Annotated in this window: 8 protein-coding genes; all 8 read right to left on the bottom strand. The window is 77.0% G+C overall.

Translation table 11 applies throughout. From position 1 onward, the window contains the following. Nucleotides 1-32 precede the first annotated feature (32 nt). Genes ITJ44_RS11150 through ITJ44_RS11115 form a run of 8 tightly spaced genes read right to left on the bottom strand, consistent with a single transcriptional unit; the run spans nucleotide 33 to nucleotide 21,320 of the window. Complete coding sequence (locus tag ITJ44_RS11150; protein ID WP_194635503.1) at nucleotides 33-1,346, bottom strand: NAD(P)/FAD-dependent oxidoreductase; 1,314 nt, start codon at nucleotides 1,344-1,346, stop codon at nucleotides 33-35. Next, nucleotides 1,343-2,164: a 4'-phosphopantetheinyl transferase superfamily protein gene (locus tag ITJ44_RS11145; RefSeq protein WP_228494981.1), complete on the bottom strand. Its 822-nt coding sequence runs from the start codon at nucleotides 2,162-2,164 to the stop codon at nucleotides 1,343-1,345. The genes ITJ44_RS11150 and ITJ44_RS11145 overlap by 4 nt, the downstream gene beginning before the upstream one ends. Continuing rightward, the gene (locus ITJ44_RS11140; RefSeq protein ID WP_194635500.1) at nucleotides 2,155-4,014 is read right to left on the bottom strand and encodes an acyl-CoA dehydrogenase family protein; all 1,860 of its coding nucleotides are present in this window, start codon (nucleotides 4,012-4,014) and stop codon (nucleotides 2,155-2,157) included. Before ITJ44_RS11140 ends, ITJ44_RS11145 begins: the two co-directional genes overlap by 10 nt. Before the next feature lie 10 nt (nucleotides 4,015-4,024). Continuing rightward, entirely contained in the window at nucleotides 4,025-5,695 is a 1,671-nt protein-coding gene (locus ITJ44_RS11135) for an acyl-CoA dehydrogenase family protein (protein ID WP_194635498.1), read from the bottom strand. Next, nucleotides 5,692-7,341 carry a PfaD family polyunsaturated fatty acid/polyketide biosynthesis protein gene (locus tag ITJ44_RS11130; RefSeq protein ID WP_194635496.1) on the bottom strand — a complete coding sequence of 550 codons (1,650 nt, stop codon included), beginning with the start codon at nucleotides 7,339-7,341 and terminating at the stop codon, nucleotides 5,692-5,694. The genes ITJ44_RS11135 and ITJ44_RS11130 overlap by 4 nt, the downstream gene beginning before the upstream one ends. Continuing rightward, nucleotides 7,334-14,197, bottom strand: coding sequence for a beta-ketoacyl synthase N-terminal-like domain-containing protein (locus tag ITJ44_RS11125; RefSeq protein ID WP_194635494.1), 6,864 nt, complete (start codon nucleotides 14,195-14,197; stop codon nucleotides 7,334-7,336). Before ITJ44_RS11125 ends, ITJ44_RS11130 begins: the two co-directional genes overlap by 8 nt. Continuing rightward, nucleotides 14,194-20,448 (bottom strand): type I polyketide synthase, encoded by a 6,255-nt coding sequence (locus tag ITJ44_RS11120; protein WP_194635492.1) that lies wholly within the window; start codon nucleotides 20,446-20,448, stop codon nucleotides 14,194-14,196. The genes ITJ44_RS11125 and ITJ44_RS11120 overlap by 4 nt, the downstream gene beginning before the upstream one ends. Further along, complete coding sequence (locus ITJ44_RS11115; RefSeq protein ID WP_194635490.1) at nucleotides 20,445-21,320, bottom strand: hypothetical protein; 876 nt, start codon at nucleotides 21,318-21,320, stop codon at nucleotides 20,445-20,447. Before ITJ44_RS11115 ends, ITJ44_RS11120 begins: the two co-directional genes overlap by 4 nt. Between the last annotated feature and the right edge of the window lies 1 nt (nucleotide 21,321).

Raw genomic sequence — 21,321 nt, 5'->3', positions numbered from 1 at the left:
GGCCCGCCGCCCCTCTCGCGTGCGTCCGCGGATCAGGCGGGGACGGCCGTGCCGGTCACCGCCGGCGGCGTCTCCGCCGCCCGCGTCGCCAGCAGCGCGCGGGCGGCGCGCGTGCCGGAGGTGAACCCGGCCTCGTGGGATCCGATCACGTCCCAGCCGAGGTCCGAGGAGTGGAAGTACGAGCCCGCCAGCGCCACGCGGTCGCTCGTGGTCAGCCGGTGGATCTCCTTCTGCAGCTGCCGGAGCGGCAGGTCGATGATCGGGTGCTGGACCCGGTGGTCGGCGATGACGTGCTCGGGCGCGATCTCGCCCGCGTAGTCGAGCGTGACCACGTAGTCGGTCGCCGACTCGAAGCCCTGGAGCTCGTTGAGGTACCAGGCCACGTACGGCACGGGCCCGGCGGGGCCCTCGTGGTCGCCGTAGTTCCAGCTCGTCCAGCGGGCGCGGTCGGCGGGCAGCACGCTCGTGTCGGTGTGCAGCACCATGCGGCTCGTGGAGTACCGGATGCCCGCGAGCGCCCGCCGCTGGCCGTCGGTCGGCGTGGCGAGGATCCCCCGCGCGGTGTCGCCGTGCGTCGCGATCACGACGGCGTCGAAGCGCTCGACGTCGCCCGCCGCGGTCGTGACGGTCACGCCGTCCGCGTCCTCGGCGACGGCGGAGACCGGGGTGGAGAGGCGGAGGTCCGGCCGGATGGCCGCGAGGGCGGCGTCGACGTACCGGCGGGATCCGCCCGTGACCGTCTCCCAGCCGACGCCCCGCCCGCCCAGCGAGCTGTTGCCGTGCGCGAGGAAGTACGCGATCACGGTCGCGGCGGGCATGTCCCAGACGAGGTCGAAGGGGGCCGACCACACGGCCGTGCTGAGGCGCACGATGTAGCCGTCCTGGAACGAGCGCGCGTACCCGTTCCGGTCGAGGTACTCGCGGAGCGGCATGTCGGCCTGGCCGCGCAGGAAGTCGCGGCGGCCCTCCCGGCCGAAGCGCGCCGACTCGCGCCAGATCAGGGCCAGCTCCGGATCCTCGGGCTCGGTCTCCGACTCGAGCTCCGGGGAGCCGTAGACGCGGCCGCCGACGTGGTCGAAGAAGGTGAACTGGCCCCGGTGCGGCGTCGTCTCGACGCCCAGCTCCGCGAAGAACGCCGCCAGGCGCGGGTAGTTGGGGCGGTTGAAGACGACGAAGCCCGTGTCGAGGCCGATGCCGTGGCCCACGTCGATGGAGCACGCGTGGCCGCCCGGCTGTTCAGCGGCCTCGTACATCACGATGCGGGCGCGGTCGCGGGCCTCGTAGGCGGCCGCGATGCCGGAGATGCCGGCGCCGATGATCGCGAGCCGGGGGAGTGCGTCGGTCATGGTCTACCTCTTCCTGGGAGGGTCGGGGATGCGGGGGATCGGATGGTGTCGTCGGGGAGGCGCAGGCGCTCGCGGAGGGTGCCGAGCTCGACGTCGCGGGGCGCGCAGGGGGCCGACGCGAAGGCGAGGGCGGATCCGTCGTCGAGGTCGTGCACGTGGATGCGCGCCGAGCGGCCCGACGCGGGATCCGTGACCCGGGAGGCGAGGCCGTCGGTGCGCCAGTCGAGGGCGTCGACCCCCACGGCGAAGCCCGTGCCGTGCCACTTGAGGCCGGCCTCCACGGAGGCCCACATGCGCGTGAAGCGGCGGGTGGGGTCGAGCTCCCGGTCCAGGAGGTCGACCCAGCCGGGCGGCAGGAACCGCTCCAGGATCACGGTCGTGAAGCGCGCCGGATCCACGGGGGACTGCACGTCGACGCCGCAGCTCGGGCTCGACGACAGGGCGACGGCGATCCACGACTCGGTGTGGGAGATGCTCACCGACAGGCCGCAGCGCTCGGGGAGCAGCGGCCGGCCGAGGGGGTCGGCCGTGATGCGCGGCGGGCCGGGGAGGTCGTGGCGCTCGAGGAGCTCGGCGGCGAGGACGCGGCTGGCCGTGAAGCGGGTGCGCGCGCGCTCGGACCGCATCGCGTCGCGCCGCTCGCGATCGGCCTGGTGCGCGAGCGGGCGGCGGGCGAGCTCCCGCATGTCGGCGGCGCCGGCGAGCAGGACGGATGCGCGGGGCGGGGACTCCGGGGCGGCGGGCGCGGTCGGGGCGACGGGCGCGGGCGGGGCGGCCGGCGCGGTCGCGGTCGCGGACCTGCCGCGCATCAGGCCCACGACGGCTCCTCGGCCTCGGGCGCGAGCTCCACGGGCAGGTACGAGAACAGGCGGCCCTCGTCGTGCAGGCGCTCGGCCACGCGCGCGACCAGCTCCACGACGCCCGGGTCGACGTCGTCGGCGGTGCCCGCGTCGAGGGCGAGGCCGAGCGCGAGGACCGCGAGCGTCTCCCGCGCGGTGCCGAGCGCGGTGGGGTTGCCGGACCAGGCGGCGCACGCGCAGCCGGCCATGACGATCCCGCAGCCGAGCTCGGCCGTGCGCAGCGGCCCGGCCGAGGCGAGGTACCGCGGCCCCTCGGCGGCGAGGGCCCGCGCGTGCCGGGCGCGGGCGGCGCGGCCGCGCTCCCAGATGCGGGCGAGGTCGTCGGATGCGCGGCGGGCGAGGGCGGACAGGGCGGGGCCGGCGTCGGCGCTGGCGGCGTCGCCCTCCGCCGCGTCGCCCTCCGCCGGGTCGGCCGCGAGGGCCGCGAGGCGGCGCGCCGCTCCCGCGAGCGCGGCGGTCGCGACGTCCGGTCCCTGCGCGGCGATCGTCTGGTGCTGGGGGTGGAAGCCGGGCAGCGTCGCGGAGAGGTCGGCGACCCGGGCGAGGTCGTCGCGCGGGTCGGCGGACGGGTCGGCAGGCGGATCCCCGGCCGCGGTGATCGCGTGGTCCCCGGGCAGCACGCGGTCGAGCGCCGCCGCGACGGCCTTGAGGACCACGACCGCGTTGCCGTCCGCGAAGTGCGCCACCCGGCCGTCGCGCACGGCCTTCGCGTGCGGGGAGAAGCGGGGGTGCTCGCGGTCGAAGTGGCGGGCGCCGATGACGTCGGTGAGGGTGTCCTGGATCACCGTCAGCTGCCGCGGGATCGCGTACTTCACCGCGCTGCTGAGCACGACCGCCTGGCCGGGGAAGGCCTGGATCCCGCGGATGGCGGCGGTGTTGCCGCTCTCCGTGAGGATCAGGCGCGCGAAGCACTCGGCGAGCTGGCGGCGGGTGTACGGGGCGTCGGAGACGCGGCCGCCGAAGATCCGCCGGCGGCGCGCGAAGTCGAGCGCGAGCCGGAGCGAGGTGTCGGTGCCGCCGAGGGGCAGCGCGGTGATGAGCGCCCGCGCGACCTGACCGGAGCGCAGCAGCGTCTCCAGGCCGTGGCCCTCGGGGGCGACGAGGCCGTCGTCCGGCACGCGGGCGTCGTGGAACGCCACGTCGCCGAGGGCGAAGCCGCGGAGGCCCGTCATCCGCCAGGTGCGCGCGTCCCGCACGGCGTCGGCGGCGCCGGCGCGCTCGCGGTCGACCAGCAGGATCGACATGCTGCCGGGGCCGGGCCGGGATCCCGTGCGCGCCACGCACGTGAAGAAGCGCGCGTGCTCGGCGTTGCCGATGCCCTCCTTGGATCCGTCGACGCTCCAGCCGCCGGGCACGCGCGTCGCGACCGTCTCGTTGGCCAGCACGTCGCTGCCGTGCGTGCGCTCCGACAGCGCGAAGCCCACGCGGTCGCCCGCGAGCACCCGGGCGCCGAGGTCCGCCCGCTGCGCGTCGGTGCCGCCCACCCACACCGGGAGGTAGCCGACCGTCGTGGCCATCGCCGTGACGGCGAGCGACTGGTCGCGGCGGGAGAGCAGGCGGGCGAGGAGGAACGTCTCGTCGACGTCGACCGCCTCGCCGCCCGCGGAGGCGGGCACGGTCCAGCGGACGAAGCCCGTCGCGAGGAGGTCCCGGAGCTCGGCGCTCGCCTCGCGCTCGGTCTCGTCGCGGATCCGGGCGGCGGGGAACCCGAACGGACCCTCGCCCCACGGGTCGCCCATGGCGGACTCGAACGCGCGGCCGAGCGCGAGGCGGCGGACGCGGCCGTCGGGATCGGTCGACGGTTCCATCGGACGCCGCTCAGGCATCTCCGCCCCACTCCCGCAATTCGTCGGCGCCCGCGTCCAGCAGGGCGCGGCCGAGGTCGGCCGCCTCCGCGACCGAGGGCTCGACGCCGGGGATACCGGCGCCCTCCAGCAGCGCGGCCACGGCGAGCGGGATGCTGCACCCGCCGAGGCGCGCGGCGACCGGGCCGACGAGCCCGGAGCGGCGCGCGACCACGGCGCTCGCCGCGCTCGACAGCCAGGCGTGGCGCCGGGTCTCGGCGAGGAGCGCGGCCGGCCGGAGCTCGCGCGCGGCGGAGGCCGCGGCGCCGATGCGGCGGGTCGAGTCGTCGAGCGCCGCGAGGAGCGCGCCGATGGGGGCGCGCGACGCGCCGTCCGGCGTGGCCCGGAGCGCGTCCTCGTCCCGGCGGAGGAGCGCGACGGCCTCGTCGCGGCGCGGCGGGGTCATCGCGACCCGGGCCGGGTCGAAGCCGCGGAGGTCCGCGTCCCGCTGGACGGTCGGCGGCTCCTCGCCCGCGTCGGCGACGCAGCGCGGGAGGAACCCGGCGACCGTGCGGAGGGTCGCGAGCGGGCTGCCGTCGATGACGCGGATGGCGCGCGCGTCGCTCACGACCTTGTCGTGCATCCCCCAGGCCCCGTCGCCCGCGATGCCGCGCGTCGAGAGCGCGTCGCCCACCAGGTCGTGCACCTCCTGGGTGCAGCGCGACACGACGTGCTTGGCGAACGCGGAGCGGAGGACCGCGGAGGCGGGATCCGTCGCCATCTCCCGCAGGGCGGCCTCGGCCACCGCCTCGGCGGCGAGCACGCGCGCGGCGATGCGCCCCACCTCGGCGAGGAACACGACGTCGTCGCGCAGCGCCTTGCCCCCGCGGATCTCCGCGGAGAGCCGGGTGAGCAGCAGCCGGTCGGCGTCCATGCACGCGAGCGCGCCGGGCAGGCTCAGCGTCCGCACGATCGACTGGGAGGTGAGCACGGCGCCGAGCGCGGCGCCCTGCTCGCCGAGGAGCGCGGATCCGGGCACGACCACGCCGTCGAGGTCCACGTCGCTGAACTCGGTGCCCCGGAACCCGGCGGTGGCGTGCGGCGGGCGCACCGCCAGCCCGGGCGCGGGGGCGGCCACGTCGTAGGCCGAGAACGCGAGCGGTCCCCGCTCGCCGCTGCGCGCGATGACCACAAGGCGCTCGGCGGTGGGCGCCTGGCCGACCCACCACTTGCGGCCGGTGAGGGTGATGCGGTCGCCGTCGTGCTCGGCGCGCGTCTCCAGGTGCAGGAGGTCGGATCCGTGCCGCCGCTCCGAGAGCGCGTAGCCGACGTGCCCGCCGCGGACGACCGTGGCGACCACGTCCGCCCGCTGCGCGTCGTCGCCGAGGAGGCCGCTGATGAGCACGGGCGTGAGCGACATGAGGAGGTTCGTCATGATGTCGGCGTCGCGCGCCACCAGCGTGCGGGCGATGCGGCCGGAGGCGACCGGATCCTCGAGGGCGCCGCCCCAGATCCGCGGCGTGTAGATGAGGTGCAGGCCGGCGCGGCGCGCGCGCTCGAGCACCTTGACCGGCCGGACCCCGCGCCGGGACCGCGCGACGGCCTGCGCGAAGCCCGCCGGGTTGTCGGGGGCGAACGGGTCGCCGAGCCAGCGGAGGTCCGTGTCCGGGGCGCGCGTCTCGGTCGCGGGAGCGGTGAGCGTCATCGGTGCGCTCCGCCCGCGGGGACGGCGGCATCCGCGTCGTCGGGGGCAGGGGCGGCGGCGGCCGCGGCGTGCGCGGCCACCGCGTCGAGGAGGCGGGCGGCGTCCACCGCGCCCGTGCGCACCCCGCTCGCCGTGAGGACGGTGGCGCGCGTCGCGACGGCGGCGCCGCGGAGGAGCACGTCGGCCACGCGGGCCACGTGCCGGCCCTCCGGCCGCTCGAGCGGCGTGCCCTCGACCCAGGCGTTGAAGGCGCCGAGGGCCGGCCCCGCCCAGACCTGGTAGTCGGCCTCGCGGCCCGGCTCGCCGACGGACGCCCAGCGGGAGGCCATCCCGAGGTACCAGCGGAAGACGAGCGCCATCCGGCGGCGGGGATCGCCCGCGGCGCGCGTGAGCTGATCCGGATCCCGCCGCGTGAAGTACTCCACGCAGCTCGCCCAGACCTCCTCGACGGGCGCCCGCAGCACCACGCGCTCGAGCCACTCGCGGTCGTCCGGGGCGAGCGCCTCCAGGGACGTGGCCGCCCGGTACATGGTCAGCAGGCGCGACGCCCGCATCGGGAACATCGTGCCCTTCCGGAGCACCTGCAGCTCCACGCCGAGCTCGAACATGTCGGCGGCGGGGGCCATGGCGAAGTCCGTGAGCTCGGCGGCGGCCAGCATCTCGCGGGCCGCGTCGCTCGTGCCCGACTCGACGCACGACTGGTTCACCGATCCGGTGACCACGTACTCCGCGCCCATCGCGAAGGCCGCCGCGAGCGCCTCGGGGGTGCCGAGCCCGCCGGCGGCCCCGACGCGCGGGCCGACCGTGCCCGCCGGCGTCATGCGGTCCCGCAGCAGGATGATGCTCGACAGCAGCGGCATCAGCGGCCGCCGGTCGGTGTGCCCGCCCGAGTCGGCCTCCGCGGTGATGTCGTCGGCCATGCGCACCTCGCCGGCGAGGGCGGCCTCGGCCGCCGTGATCGCGCCGCGCTCCTCCAGGCGGCGGACGATCGCGGCGGGCGGCGGCTGGAGGAACAGCCGGGCCGTCTCGGGCCGCGACACCTTGGCGATCACCCGGTTCGGCGCCACGACGCGCCCGTCGGGCGTGCGGTGCGCTCCGGTGAGCCGGTAGCGCACGAGCGGCTCCGTGAGCTCGAGGTACGCCGACGCCTCCACGAGGTGGACCCCCCGGCCCAGCAGGACGTCGACCACGCCGTCCTCGAGGGCCGCCTCGCTGGGGCTGTGGATGACGTTGACCGCGAAGGGGCGCCCGGGCGCGGCCCGGCGGATCCGCTCCACGGCGTGGTCGATGTGCTCGGGGAGCTGCCCCGCCGCGCCGTAGGAGGCCAGGTACCCCGAGTTCGCGAGGGCCGCGACGAGCTCGACCGAGGCGATCCCGCCGGCCATCGCGCCCGCCATGTACGCGGCGCGCACGCCGTGGTCCGCGCGGAACGCCGCGGAGCCGAGGGCGTCCGGATCCACGGCGCCCGCCGCGGCGAGCAGGCGCGCGCTGGGCGCGGCCGAGATCCCGCCGGTCGAGACGACGGCGGGGCCGTCGGCCGTCTCGACCACGAAGACGGGGCGCTCCACGTCGTGCAGGGCCCGGGCGAGGGCCTCCGCCGAGGGATCGGGGGTGTCGGGGCCGGTCCAGCCCCAGGTGTCAGTCATCGTTCGTCTCCTCGTGGGTGCGTGCGGTGGTGGGGGTGTCGTCGTGGATGCGGATCGCGAGCCCGGTGACGGCGTAGATGCGCAGGTCGCCCTTCCACAGCGAGCTGTCGGCGACGACGGTGACGGCGCCGGGCGCGCGGTCGATCGACGTGATGTCGACCTCCACCTGGCAGTCCGCGTCGGTGGTCGCGACCTGGCCGCGGTAGGTCCACGTGGTCGTCACGCCCTGCGCGAGCTCGATGCGGGGATCCCGGAACCCGTCGACGAGCCCCTTCTCGATCGCGAGCACCTGCAGGGCCTGGAGCATCGACTCGATGCCGAGAGAGCCGGGCTGCACCGGGTCGCGGTGGAAGTGGCGCGTGAAGTACCAGTCGTCGGGCGTCACGTCGCGGCGGCCCCAGATCGAGCCGAGGCCCGCGGGGCCCTGGTCGAGGTGGATCCGCACCTCGTCCAACAGCGCGAGCCGGCCGCCCGGGAGCGCGAGCCGGTCGGGCCGCTGCCGGTGGCGGGCGTCGAGGGCGGCGGCGTCGAGGACCAGGTCGGGCGCGTCGGATCCCGCTTCGAGCGAGCGCGGGACCGTGCGGGCGCCCGCGTCGAGGCCGGTCTGTGTGGCGAGCGCGGCGTCCGAGAAGTACCCGAAGACGGACTCGCCGTGGTAGAACACGCCGTCGTCGCCCGCGAGCTCGTAGCGGAACTTCTGCAGCACGTTGCCCTCGACGGCCGAGCTGAACAGGAGCGTCGTCGTCTGCCGGATCGTGCTGCCGGGCGCGGGCTGCGGCCCGACGAGCTCGGCGGATCCGTCGAGGTTGCGGATCGCGAACTCCACGGCGGGCTGGTCGAGCGTCGCGCCCTGGTAGTAGCCGAGCAGGATCGCGGCCTGCAGCGACGACTCGAGGAGGACGGCGTGCGGCATCGTCCCCGCCGGGTTCTCGCGGTGGTACCAGCTGTCGGCGTGCGCGTCGTACTCGCTCACCATCACCATCCCGGGCACGAGCCGGCCGCGCTCGCCCGTGACGGACTCGATCCGGTCCACGAACTGGAAGTCGCGGTTCGGGATGTGCGGCGCGCGCCGGTCGCCGTAGACGTCGAACTCGGGTCCCATCGCGGTGCCGAGGTCGCCGCGGGCGGCGTGCGCCAGCTGCAGCTCGTTCACCACGGTGGGCACGCCGCGGCTCGAGAGGCGCCCGAGGAACGGGGAACGACCACCCGTCCCCGGGCGGTACGGGGAGCCCTCCTTCTCGCGGATCTGCACGCCGAAGTTCCGCATCCGGACGACCGGCTGGTCGTCGCGGTACACGAGCACGTCGGCGATGACCGTCGGTCGGGGGAGCAGGCCGAGCTCGCGGATGTCGAGCTCGTAGCGGAGCCGGGCGTCGCCCGGCACGATCTGGCCGCGCACGGCGACCTCGGTGTGGACGCCCGGGATGGTCTGGAAGCGCGCGTCCGGCAGCACCAGGTGGAAGCCCTCGTGCAGGAGGAGCACCTGCAGGGCCTGCACGGCGCCCTCCGCCACCAGGGATCCGGCGAGCACCGGGTCGTCGGTGAAGTGGCAGCGGAAGTACCAGCCGTCGGGATCGAGGTCCAGGTGCGCGGTGACCTTGCCGAGCCGGTGGCTGCCGCCCTCGGGGTCGATCTCGACCCGGTCGATCATGCGCAGCTGCGCGGTCGGCAGTCGGAGCCCGGGGTTCGCGCCCGCGGGCTGGCCGTGCCGCGGGCCGAAGACACCCGCGACGTCGCCCGCGGCGAGCCGGGCGAGGTCGGCGGCGTCGAGCGCGTGGTGGTCGGTCGGCTCGACCGGCTTCCGCCACGGGCGCCCGGGCCCGGTCGCCGGCACCTCGGGGCCCTGCGGCTCCGGCAGGATCCCGAGCGGCGCCTCGAGCTCCTCCTGGCTGAAGAAGCCGGCGGTCGCCTTCGTGAGCTCGAGGATGAGGACGCCGTCGGCGTAGCAGCGGTAGCCGAAGTAGAACAGGGTCGTCGGGCCGTTGCGGATGAACCGCTCGATGGTGATCTCGTAGCGCAGCGTCTGCCCCGCCCGCGGCAGGTCGCCGTGGAAGACGAGCGTGCTGTCGAGGAGGCGGTAGGTGCGGAGCCCGCGGTTCTCCGCGTCGATGCCGAGCCACGAGACGAGGAGCAGGTCGCCCTGCCCGGCCTCGATCGTGACGGCCGCCGGCACCCCGTCGTCGACCAGGTACCAGGCGTCGAGCGGCACGTCGTACTCGGTCGTGATGGTCGAGCGCTCGAACCGGCCGCGCTCGCCCTGCACGTCGACGACGCGCGAGACGAAGTGGTACGGCGGCGCGGGGAGGCGCACGCGCGTCGCGAAGCCGTCGATCTCGGCGTAATCGGGGCCGAACACGCGGGCGATGTCGCCCGTCGCGAACTCGAGGAGGTCCTGCTCGTCCCAGATGGCGGCCGTGGTCGCGGTGGCGGCCGCGGTCGTGGTGGCGGGAGCCGGCGCGGGATCCGGAGCCGGTGCCGCTGCCGGAGGCGCGATGGCCGGGCGGGCGGTCGGGTCCTCCGGGAGCGCGCGTGCGGCCCGGACGAGCGTCGCGTGCTGGAAGCGCAGCGTGTCCCGGTGGGCGCGCATGACCTGGCGGGCCAGCTGCCGACGGCCGTGGAGCACGAGGTCCGCGACCTCGCCGTCGGATGCGCGGGGGACGGCGGCGGCGGGGACGGCGGGCGCGTCGCCGCCCGGCCGCCACCACGGGCCGAGGGCCGCGGCACGGGGATCCCAGGACAGGCGCGCGACGGCGGTCGCGACCGCGGGCTCCGGCGCGGCGACGGGCACCGACACCGGCGCGGGCTCCGCCTCCCGCCGCGGCGTCCGCTCGCGCGCGAACGCGGCGGCGACGTCCCGGCGGATCGACGTGGTGCGGCCGACGAGCGGACCGGTCGCGGGCTCGGGCACGGGATCCAGGGCGAGGGCCCCGATCCCCACGTCGACGCCCTGCGTGATCAGCTCGGCCAGGAACGCGGGCCAGGTGCTGCCGAACGGCGCGCCGCGGTGGTCGGGCGCGAGGGCGCGGAGCCCGGGGACGGCGGTGTCGGTGATCCAGCGGGCGCAGGTGCCGCCGGGGCCGGCCTCGAGCACGAGATCGGCGTGGGCGGCGATCGCCTCCACCAGTCGCGGGAAGTCCACCGGCTCGATCACCGAGCGGGCGATGGAGCGGGCCAGCCCCTCCTCGTCGGCCGTGGCCGGGAGGGGCCGGCCGTCGACCGAGTCGAGGAGCAGCGCATCCGTGCCCTCGCCGAGCGGGAAGCGGTGCAGCGCGGTGAGCTCGTCCGCCCACTCCTCCGCGAGCGGCGAGTGCAGCGGGGAGACGACGGGCGACGGCGCGGTGCGGAATACGCTCGCGTGCACGAAGGCGTGCACGTCCGCCGCGGGACCCGCGACGACGACCTCGCCCGGGGTGTTGACGTGCGTGACGTGCAGCCGCGGGGATCCGGCGACGCGCGCCGCCACCTCCTCGGCCGGCGCGAGCACGACGACCGCGCGCCACACCTCGTGCAGCGGCGTGGACGCATCCATGCCGACGGCGCGGCGCACGGTCATGAGCTCCCCGGCGAGCTCGTCCTGGAACACGGGCGACGCGATGATCCGCCCGAGCGCGCGGCGGTGCCTGTCCCAGCGCCGGGTGGCGAACAGCATCGAGGACGCGCCGAGCGAGTAGCCGATGGTCGCCGCGGGCGCCCGGCCCGTCACGCCCTGGAGCAGGTCGGCGTAGGCCATGGCGAACGTCGTGCCGACGCCGAGCATGAAGGGCACGTCGCGCTGCAGCTCCTCCTCGTACCGCATCAGCTCGGCGGGCGACGCGGCCTCGTGGCGCCACGGGTGCAGGCGCCCGAGGCGGACCTCCTCGGACGACTCGTCGACGATCGCGTCGAACGCGTCCATCGCCGCGGGCAGCATCCGGAGCAGGTCGGCGCCGAAGCGCGGGTAGGCGGTGAATGCACCGGGGAACGCGTAGCCGATGCGCGGCGGGTGCGCCGGGTCCACGGTCGCGTACCTGCTGCCGCCGGGCGCCGCCCAGCGCGCGCCGGGCGCGAGGGACGCGAGGGCGTCGCGGGCGCGGGCGGCCTCGCGGGGGAGGGCCGCGCGATCCCGGCAGACGAGCGCCAGGCGCTCGGGGCCGCCGGCGGTCGCGGGCAGGTCCTCGGGCGCGACGCCGGCGGCGAGGCGGCCCAGCGCCTCGGCGAGGTCCTCGCGCGTGGCGGCGTCCAGGCGCACGAGCCGTCGGCCGCCGCCCGCGCGCCATGCGGCACCGGGATCCACCGGCCGTCGGAGCGCCGGCTCGACGACCCGGAGCGATCCCGTCGCGCCGTCGTGGCCGAGCACGCGGATCAGCCCGCTCCGGGGTGCGCCCCGCCGTGGGAGCCAGGGCGTGCCGGGGACCGCCTCGCCGCTCGCCGCCGCGTCGAGGCGCAGGCGCAGGTCGGCGGGCAGGTCGAGGTCGGCCCGGGTGGCCGGCAGGACGCGGCCGTGGAGCCCGAGGACCGTGCGCAGCAGCATGAGGCCGGCGGCGGCGTTGGCGGCGTCGCCCCAGGTCTCGCGCGTGCTGGTGACGGCCATCCCCGTGGCGTCCGGGTGCGCGTCGAGGACGCCGGCGACGAGGTCGGCGCGCTCCGCGGCGGTGGGCGCGTGCACGTCCACGGCCTGCGGGGCGGGATCCGCGTCGGGGCGCTCCCCGGCAGCGGCGGCGGCGACGGCGGACGCGGGGACGTCGACGAGCGCGTACGCGTCGTCCGCGTCCGCCGGTCGGCGCAGGACGAACGCGGTGGCGGCGTCGAGCGGTCGCGGGGACGCGCCCGGCAGGAGGGCGCGCTCGGCGGTGACCGCGAGGTCCACGCCCGCCACCACGACCGCCTCGATCGTCGGGTCGGCGAGGAGGAGCTGCGCGGCCTCCACGGCCCGGATCACGCCGAGCGGCCCGGCGGAGACCGTGAACGACGGACCCGTGAGGTTCCAGGTGGAGCTGATGCGCGACGCCGTGATGCTGCCGATGTAGCTCATGACCTCGGTGGCGCTGAGGGGGGAGTGCAGCGCGTCGCGGACGGTCTGCACCAGGTCCGGGTCGACGGCCCCCGCCTCCAGGACGCGCGCGAGCAGCTCGTCGGCGCGCAGGTGCGCGAGGCGCTCGTGCGCGCGGGCGTCGAGGTCGAGCGCGACGACGACGGCCGTGCGCGATCCGAAGCGCCGCGCGGCGCCGCCCGCCCGCCCGCCGATGCGGTCGGCGTCGGCGAACGCGTCGCCGACCGCGCGCGCGACGGCGAGCGGGGCCGGGTTGAGGTGCGGGATGTCGCGGGGCGGGATGCGGTCGCCGATGGGGTCGAGCGCGATGGGCCCGAGCGCGCGGCCGTCGGCCGGCGTGCCGGTGAGGCGCGGGACGGTGTCGGCGCCCGCGAGGGCGGCGAGGTCGCCGCTGCCCTCGGCGTGCGCGAGGTCGGCGACGCGCGCGCCGGCGCCCACGTACGCGCCGACGCCCGTGACGGCGACGCACGGCAGGGGCCCGGATCCGCCCGCCCGCCCCGCGTCGTCCGCGACGGCCGCGGCCGTCGCGGCCCGCTCGCCCGCCGGGTCGTGCGACACCACGACGTGCGCGTTGGCGCCGCCGAACCCGAACGCGGACACGGCGGCGCGACGCGGGCCGTCCGTCGCGGGCCAGGGGGTGGCGGCGCGGACGACGTGCGGGTGGAGGGACGGCGCGTCGGTCGCGCTGCCGACCGTGGCCGGGATGGTCCCCGACCGCATGGCGACGACGACCTTGATGAGGCTCGTGATCCCCGCGGCGGTCAGCAGGTGGCCGATGTTGCCCTTCACCGACCCGAGCAGCGGCATCCGCTCGCCGAAGTGCGCCGTGAGCGACGCCAGCTCGGTGCGGTCGCCCACGGGCGTGCCCGTGGCGTGGCACTCGATGTAGTCGATGTCGGCCGGCGCGATGCCCGCGTCGGCGTGGGCGAGCTCGTAGCAGGTGCGCTGTCCCGCCTGCCCGGGCACGAGCGGGTGCTGCCCGGCGCCGTCGTTGACGAGGGCGGATCCCTCGATGACCGCGAGCACCTCGTCGCCGTCGCGCAGCGCGTCGTCGAGCCGGCGGAGGACCACGACCGCGGCGCCCTCGCCCGTGAGGATCCCCGTGCTGTCCGCGCGGAACGGCGCCGACGCGCCGCGCCCGTACGCGCCGAGGTCGGAGAAGGAGAGGTGGAGCAGCGGCAGGTCGGGCGCGCAGACCGCGCCCGCGACGACCGTGTCCGCCGTGCCGAGCGCGAGCGCGTCGCAGGCGAGGCGCACGGCGTAGAGGCCGGATGCGCACGCCGCGTCGAGCACGAGGCGCTGGCCGCCGAGGCCCGCGGCGTCCGCGACCGCGTCGGCCACGGATCCCGCGGCGTCGACGTGGCCCGGATCCGCGCTCGCGGGCACCCGCCCGGGCACCGTGGCGAAGCCCGCGTCGCCCAGCCCCTGGCGCACCTCCTCCTCGATGAGCGGCAGGGACACGGCGGCGGAGCGCTCCGTGGGGAAGGTGTAGCAGCCGAGGACGAGGCCGGTGCGGGAGCGGTCCGGCGTCGGTCCGCCCACGCCCTCGAGGGCGCGGCGGACCACGAAGGACGCCCAGCAGCGCGCGTCGTCGGCGTCCGGGCCGAGCCCGCTCTCGGCGCGCGCCCGTGCCCGGGCGTCCTGGTCGAGGAAGCCGCCGCGCCGGGACGCGAACGCGGCGCCCGCGGCGGAGTCGGCGCGCGGGAGGCGGGGGTCGTCGGCGCCGCGCGCGTCGCGGGCGTCGGTCAGCAGCTCCGCGAAGGCGTCCACCCCGACGGCGCCGGGCAGCAGGCAGTCCATCGCCACCACGGCGATCCGGGTGCTCATGCGCGGATCGCCGTCGGGAGCGAGGCGGCGTGGATCTCGGCGGTCGTCGCGGAGGCGGCCGCCGCGGCGGCCTCGGCCACGGGCTCGGGCCGGCGGGTGACGACGACGCCGTCGAGCATCGCGAACACGCGGTCGCCGGTGCGCGCCTCGAGGTCCATCCGCACGCCGTCCGGCCGCTCCTCGATCCGGGTGGCGCGGACGGTGAGCGCGTCTCCCGGCGACACCTCCCCCGTCCAGCGCAGCGTGCCGATGGCCGACGGCAGCGTGCGCATCCCGGTGGCCTCGTGGGCGGCGACCAGGGCGGCCTGCAGGAGCACGTCGAGCGTCGCGGCGTCCACGGGGCCCGCGCCGCGGGTCTCGGCGGGGCGCGGGACGGCGGGATCCACCGCCCCCACGATCACGTCGGCGCCATCCCGGGCGATCCCCGTCACGGCGCGCAGCGCGTCGCCGTGGAAGAGCAGGCCGGAGGCGTAGGGGTCGATGGGGCGGAGCGGCGGGAGCGCACCCGCGGATGCGGCGGATCCCGCGGATCCCGCCGGGAGGGCCGTCGCCGCCGATCCGCTCACGAACGCGGCCGTGAACCGGGGCCGGTCGGTGCCCGCGGGCCCGTCCCCGACGCTCGCGAGGGCGGCCCGCACGGTCGTGGAGCCGTCCGCCGCGGCGGGCCCCTCCTCCAGCGAGACGGCGAACGAGGAGCCCGTGCCCTCCTCGATGCCCGCGGTCACGCGGATGTCCTCGATCCGCGCGATGCCGTGCCCGGTGTGGCGGATCGCGGCGCCCGCCAGCAGGCACACGGCCGCGGCCGTGGGCAGGATCCGCCGCCCCTCCAGCGCGTGGGCGTGCACCAGCTCGGAGTCGAGCAGCTCGCCCAGCGGCTGGGCGCTGCGCGTGGGACGCAGCGGCGCCGGATCCCCGGAGAGCGGCTCGGCCGGGCCCAGCAGCACGTGCGTCTGCGCCGTGCGCGCGGATCCGAACTGCTCGACGAACAGGCGCGCCCCGTCGTCCTGGCCCACCAGCGCGTACCCGCGCGAGCGGAACAGCTCGCGGACCGCGTCGGAGACCATGCCGCCCTCCCACGCGCCCCAGTCGATGGCGACCACGTGCGCGTCGGGCAGGCGGTCGGCGAGGGACTCGGCCCAGCGGTCGAGCACGGCGTTGGCCATGGCGTAGTCGGACTGGCCGCGGTTGCCGAAGAGGCCGGCGACCGAGGCGAACAGGGCCACGTGCCGGAGCCGCGCCGTGCCGCCGAGGGCGGCGATCGCGTTCTCGAGGCCGCGGACCTTGGTGGAGATGACGCGCGTGGCGTCCTCGGGGGTCTTGTCGACGAGCAGCCGGTCGGCGATGGCGCCGGTGCCGTGCACGATGCCGGCGATGCGGTCGGCGTACGGCGCGAGGGCGCGGGCGGTGGCGTCGCGGTCGGTGAGGTCGACGCTCGCGTAGTGCACCTCGGTGCCGTCCGCGCGGAGCCGGGCGAGCTGGTCCCGCACCTGGCGGCGCGCGGCGACGGACGCCACGAGCGCGCCCACGGAGCGCGGGGTGGGGCGCCGGTCGGTGCTGCGGAGGTGCTCGGTGGCCGCGGCGCGGAGGTCGGCCTCCTCGGCGAGGCCGCGCGACCAGCCCTCCTCCTCGTCGAGCGGCGTGCGCCCGACGAGGACGAGGCCCGGGCCGGGGTGCGCCGCGGCGAGGTCGCGGATGCAGCGGGCCGTGATGCCCTGCGCGCCGCCGGTCACGAGCACCAGGTCGCCGGCTCCGAGGTCCGCGTAGGCGGCCCGGCCGGAGGCGTCCGCGTCGGGGGCGGGCGCCTCCGGCTCGACGACGGGCGCCTCGCGCCGGCCGTCGCGCCACCGGACGGTGTCGAGCCCGTCGGCGGTGTCGTCGAGCTCCCAGGCGATGAGGGCGGGGGCGGGGTCGTCCGCGCCGCCCTCGAGGAGCAGGGCGCGGGCCCGGATCCCCGGGTGCTCGATGCGCAGCGTGCGGACGAGGCCCGCGAGCCCGGCGGCGGCGATGCCGCGCGCGTCGGTGCCGTCCCGGTCGTCGACGAGCCCGACCGCGAGCAGCTGCGGGGCCGCGTGGACGCCGTCGGCACCCGGGCCGGCGGCCGCGGCCGCGCGGTCCGCGACGGCCAGGGCGAATCCGCGGACCGCCTCGAGCGCCTCCACGAGCGTCTCCGTCGCGTCGGCGTCCGGGCGGGGGCCGACGATGAGCACGAGGTCGGCGTCCGCGTGGTCGGCGTGGTCGCCGTCCCCGTCGATCCGCACGTCGTGCCCGGCCGCCCGGAGCTCGTCCCGCAGCCGGGGCGCGATGCCCGACGCGGATCCGTCACGCACCCGCACCACGCGGGACGCCACGGTCGCCGGGAGGTCGGGTCCCGCGATGCGCGCCCAGCGCACCGTCGACCTGCGGATCCCTGGCGCAGCCTCCTCGTCGTCCGCGGCGGCGGACGCGCGGCGCTCCCGGCTGGTGCCGGTGGTCTGGCCGCGGAGCGCCTCGACGATGTCGCCCAGGGTCCGCAGCTCGGCGACCTCCTCGGGCGAGAACGGCGCGCGGCCGGGGAAGCGCTCGCCGATGGCGCCGAGGATCTCGACCCGCTTGATCGAGTCGATGCCGAGGTCCGCCTCGATGCCCATGTCGGACTCGAGGATGTCGGCCGAGTAGCCGGTCTTCTCGGCCACGATCCCCCGGACGAGCGCGTCGACGTCCACCTCGGCGGCCGGATCCGCGGGGGCGGCGGCGGCGGCGGGTGCCGCGGCGACGGGTGCCGGGGTCGTGGCCGGCGCGGCGGCGGATGCGGACGCGGCCGCGGGGGCGGGGGCCGGCGCTGCTGCCGGGGCGGCCGCGGGGGTCGGCGCGGGTGCCGGGGCGGGCGCGGGCGCCGGCGCGGGCACGGGGTGCAGCCCGGCGGCGGGCTCGGCGGGAGCGGCGGTCGCCTCCACCCGGGGGCGGGCGAGGAGCGCGCCGCCGTCCCGCGCGGTCGGCAGCGCGGTTGCCGGGGCGGCCCCGCCGTCGCCGATGCCGGTGATCAGGCGGTTGACCTGCACGTGCGCGTCGCCGACGGCGATGCACTGCGCGACGATCTCGCGCATCCCGTCCACGGAGAGGCGGCCGGCGCCCCCGTCGAGCATCGCGAGCAGGGACTCGCTGACGTTCTGCTGGCCGGAGAGGAACGCGGCGTGGACGTGCAGCTGCTCCTTCGCGAGGTCGAGCTGGTCGGCGGAGACGGGGGTGGTGCGGGTGGCGGTGGATGCGGAGGTGATGCTCATGGTGGATGACTCGCTTCGCGGGAGGAACGGGAGGGGGGTGGAGGGCACGAGCTCCGCGCGCGGGCGCGGGGCCGTGGGATCGTCGGCCGGGGTCGACGCGCGCAGCGGCGCGGTGGAGGCGTCCTGCTCGTGGGGGGCATCGGCGCGGAGCGCGTACGGGGTGGCCAGGAGCTCCTCATACGCGGCCGCGCGGTCGGCGGACACGTGGTTCACGCCCGCGAGCATCACCGCGGGGCCCTTGCCCGGGCGGGCAGCGGGTCGTGCGCGGAGGCCCGCGCTCTGCCAGCGCGGGAGCGCGCCGGCGACGGCGAGCTGCGCGATCGCGGTGGCGAGCGCCTGCGGGGAGGCGTCGGGGTCGCCCGCGTCCGCGCTCACGACGAGCACGTCGGGGTCGTCGGCGAGGATGCTCGTCGCCAGGCGGCCGAGGACGTTCCCGGGGCCGCACTCCACGAGGATCCGGATGCCGTCGTCGTGCATGCGCCGGACGGCCCGCTCGAAGTCCACGGGCCGGGCGAGCTGGTCCGCGAGGATCCGGGCGTTCGCCGCGGCGTCCTCGCCGTACTCCTCGCCCGCCGTGTTCGCGTAGACCGCGCCCCGGGTCGGGGCGCCGACGCCGTGCGAGCGCACCGCGTCCCCGAACGCGCCCACGGCGCCCGCGACGGCGGGCGTGTGGAACGCGGCGGACACGGGCAGCTCGACCACGCGGATCCCGTCGGCCTCGGCCCGGCGCACGAGCTCGGCGACGGCCTGGACGGGCCCGCCGACGACGAACTGGCGCGGGCTGTTGGCGTTGCAGAGCAGGACGCCCTCGCTGGCGGCGAGGAGCCGGTCGACGGTCTCCCGGTCGGCGAGCACGGCGGCCATGGATCCGGCGTCGCCGTGCGCGCTCGCCGCGTCGGCCATGGCCCGGCCGCGCTCGCGGGCGAGCGTGAGGAACGTGCCGTGGTCGAAGGACCCGGCCGCCCAGAGCGCCGTCAGCTCGCCGAAGCTGTGCCCGACGAAGCCGGATGCGGCGAGCCCGAGCCCCTGCTCGCCGAGGAGCCGGTGGTGCGCGGCGGACAGCGCGCCGATGGCGGGCTGCGCGTTCTCCGTCGCCCGGAGCGCGCGCTCGGCCTCGGCTCCGGCGGCCTCGTCGGCGGGCGGCGGCGGGTAGGCGAGGGCGGCCAGGTGCTCGAGGCCCGGGGTCGCGTACGCGTCCTCCAGCGCGTCCATCAGCAGCGGCTCGCGGAGCACGGCGCCGAGGCCGGCGTCGACGTGCTGGCTGCCCTGGCCGGAGAAGAGGATCCCGACGGTGCCGCGGAGGGCGGCCGGCCGGTGGTGGATCCCGCGCGGATCGGACCACGCGCGCTCCGGCGTCTCCCGCAGGCGCCGCGCGGCGGCCGGCAGGAGCGCGTCGCGCGCGGCCTCCGTCACGGCGACCACGGCGATGCGGGGCGCATCCGCGTCGATGGCGGTGCCCGACGGCACGGGCGCGGCCCCCGCGTCCAGCGCGGCGGCGAGCTCCTCGGCGGTCGGCGCGGTCCAGAGCCACACGGTGGGGCGGTCGAGCGCGTTGCCGAGCTCCCGCGACCGGGGGTGCTCCTCGAGCACCACGTGGAAGTTCGTGCCCCCGAACCCGAAGGCGGACAGGCCCGCGCGGCGCACGGGCCGCTCGGGGGTCCGGAACCACGGCCGGGTGCGCGTGGCCACGTGCAGCGGGCTGCCCGTGAACGCGTCCGCGGGCTTCTCGACCTTGATGGTGGGCGGCAGGATGCGGTGCTGCAGCGCGAGCGAGAGCTTGATGAGGCCGGCGGCCCCCGCCGCGGCCTTGGTGTGCCCGATCTGCGACTTCACGGATCCGATGCCGATGGACGACTCCGCCGCGCCGCTCTCGGTCAGCACCTCGGCGAGGGCGCTGAGCTCGGTGGCGTCGCCGACCGCGGTGCCCGTGCCGTGCGCCTCGATGATCGAGACCGACGTGGGGGAGCAGTCGGCGTCCTCGTACGCGCGGCGGAGCGCGAGCTGCTGCCCGCTCGCCCGCGGCGCGTAGATGGACTTGTACCGGCCGTCGCTCGCCGAGCCGATGCCGCGGATCACCGAGTAGATCCGGTTGCCGTCGCGCTCGGCGTCGTCGAGGCGGCGGAGGGCGAGCATGCCGATGCCCTCGCCGATGAGGGTGCCGTCGGACGAGGAGTCGAACGGCCGCACGTCGCCCGTGGGGCTGAAGGCGGGCGTCTTCGAGAAGCACAGGTACATGAAGATCGTGTTCTCGGCGTCGCAGCCGCCCGTGATCATGGTGTCGGCGCGGTGGTCCACGAGCTCGGCCGCGGCCGCGCGGAGGGCGCCGAGGGAGCTGGCGCAGGCCGCGTCCACCGTCATGTTCATGCCGCCGAGGTCGAAGCGGTTGGCCACGCGACCGGCCACCACGTTGCCGAGCATCCCGGGGAACGAGTTCTCCTCCCAGGGCGCGAACCCGGCGCTGAAGCGGCGGGCGAGCTCGTCGGCGTCGGCCTCGCTCAGGCCGATGGAGCGCGCCGCGCGGCGCACGGCGGGGGTCTGCAGCCGGGCCGAGAGCGGCTGGGTCAGCTGGTTGGCGCCCGTGACGCCGAGCACGATGCCCGTGCGCTCGCGGTCGAACCAGCCGCTGCCCTCGGCGCGGGCGTCCTCCAGCACGTCGCGGGTGACGACGAGGCTGAGCAGCTGCAGCACGTCGGTCACGTCGAGCTGTGCCGGCGGGATCCCGAACTCGATGGGGTGGAACGGCACCGGGTCGATGAAGCCGCCGCGCCGGGAGTAGGTCTTGTCCGGCGCCGAACGGTCCGCCGAATAGTGGTCGGCGACGTCCCAGTGCCATTCCGGGATGTCGCGGATGGAATCCACGCGATCCACGATGCCATTCCAGAATCCCTCCACGTCGGAGGATCCCGGGAACAGGCTCGAAATGCCCACGACGGCGAGCGGGGTGCGCGCCAGACGACGGTCGAGTTCCGCGTCGCCGATGTTCTCGTTCATTCTTCTCCCAATCGAGATGATGAATTCCGCTCGGCACCCGACGGGTGCGAGGTGATATGTCCGGAGAATTCCGGTCGCATTTCCATGGCGCGGGCGATGATCTGCTCGGCGATCACCCCGCGACTCGTCGGGTCGGAGAGCATCGAATAGTGGTCGCCGGGGCACGGGATGACCTCGACGGAATCCGCCGCGTCCTCCCAGCCGTTCGCCGCGCTTTCCGGGAGGAGGCCGTCGACGGGTTTCACGAGCGCGATCCGGGCGGGCCTCGGCCATTCCCGTGATGCGGTCATCCGCACGTTCCGCTCGAGCCCGCCGGTGTAGGCGCGTGCCAGCGCGAGGAACCCGCCGCGGCTCACGTCGGGGGCGATGGCGCCCGCCTCGACGGCGGGTCCGTGGAGGGCAGCGAGGGGCTCCCGCCTGTCGTCGGATCCGGGGGGCGGGGCCGCGAGCGGGCGTCCCGCGCGGGTGCCGAGGTAGTCGGCGAACCAGCGCGCGAGGTGCGTCCGCGAGCCCTCGACGTCGATCGTGGGTGCCACCGTGTCGAGCAGCAGGACGGCGGGATCCCGGGGGGAGCGCTCGCGGACCGCGAGTGCCACGAGGCCGCCGAATGACCAGCCGACCAGGAGATCCGCCTGGTCGAGGAGCGCTCCGTCTTCGTCGAGGAGCCGCGTGACGAGCTCGTCCATGCTGAGGTCCGACGCGGCCGGGTCGAAGCCGGCGTGGGCGTAGTCGCGACGGGTGCCGAGGTCGCTCACGCCCCAGTCGACCCCGGTGCACGCCTCGCCCAGCGGCCCGTACGCGGAGGCGGGCAGGGTGCCCGGGTGGATGACGTGGACCCGGGGTCGCCCCTGGGGAGGCGTGTCGGTGGGCACG

The sequence above is a fragment of the Clavibacter sp. VKM Ac-2873 genome (assembly GCF_015351075.1).
In the GTDB taxonomy this organism is placed as follows: domain Bacteria; phylum Actinomycetota; class Actinomycetes; order Actinomycetales; family Microbacteriaceae; genus Clavibacter.
The sequence above is the reverse complement of the archived record's forward strand: the minus strand, read 5'-3'. Positions and strand labels throughout refer to the sequence as shown.